2 protein-coding genes are annotated in these 652 nt (G+C 63.2%); both read right to left on the reverse strand.

Going from position 1 to position 652, the window contains the following annotated elements:
- Nucleotides 1–34: 34 nt before the first annotated feature.
- Nucleotides 35–499 carry a MarR family transcriptional regulator gene (locus ACOQFP_RS10315; RefSeq protein WP_206492304.1) on the reverse strand — a complete coding sequence of 155 codons (465 nt, stop codon included), beginning with the start codon at nt 497–499 and terminating at the stop codon, nt 35–37.
- Between the two features lie 10 nt (nt 500–509).
- Nucleotides 510–652 (reverse strand): acetyl-CoA carboxylase biotin carboxyl carrier protein subunit (locus ACOQFP_RS10320; RefSeq protein ID WP_421584262.1); only part of this gene is annotated, 143 nt, incomplete at its 5' end.

The raw sequence follows: 652 nt of genomic DNA on the forward strand, positions 1-652 counted from the left end.
ATGTATAGGTACGCAAAAGGCGCACGACGGGTGATCAGTACCGCGCGTTCCACTGCCTCTCGATGCCCCTCAGAACCTCGAGCGTCCGAGCCGAATCGCTGTCCACTGCCATCCGAGACCGAACGCGCTCTAGCGCCCGCTCGGCACGCCGAACCGCACGCTGCCCCGAATCGGTGGCCTCCACCAAGTACTGCTGACTGTTCCGCGGACTGACGCTGCGCACCAGCAATCCCGCTTCCACCAAGCTCGCCGTCGTGGCGGTGATACTCGTTCTGTGCCGCACCAACTCTCGCGAGAGAGCGCTGTAGGACATCGGCCCGCGTGTGCACACCAGTTCCAACACCTCGTAGCGCGCCCAGCTCAGTCCGTGCGCATCGAGCGCCTCCGCCAACCGAACCCGAGCAGCCGAGGCGATCCGCAACACCGTGGACACGATCTCCAGGTCGGTGGAATGTACCGCCGACGTATCGCCGCCGAACGATTCCGCAAGAGCAGTCATCGAGTACCTCCTACTTGATTTCGGTGAGGACGGTGCCTTGGGTGATGGCGTCGCCTGCGGTGACGGTCAGGCCGGTGATGGTGCCTGCTTTGTGGGCGTTGACGGGGTTTTCCATTTTCATCGCTTCGAGGACGGCGATGAGGTCTCCTGCTT

Source organism: Rhodococcus sp. MALMAid1271, from assembly GCF_049195265.1.
Lineage (GTDB): Bacteria > Actinomycetota > Actinomycetes > Mycobacteriales > Mycobacteriaceae > Rhodococcoides.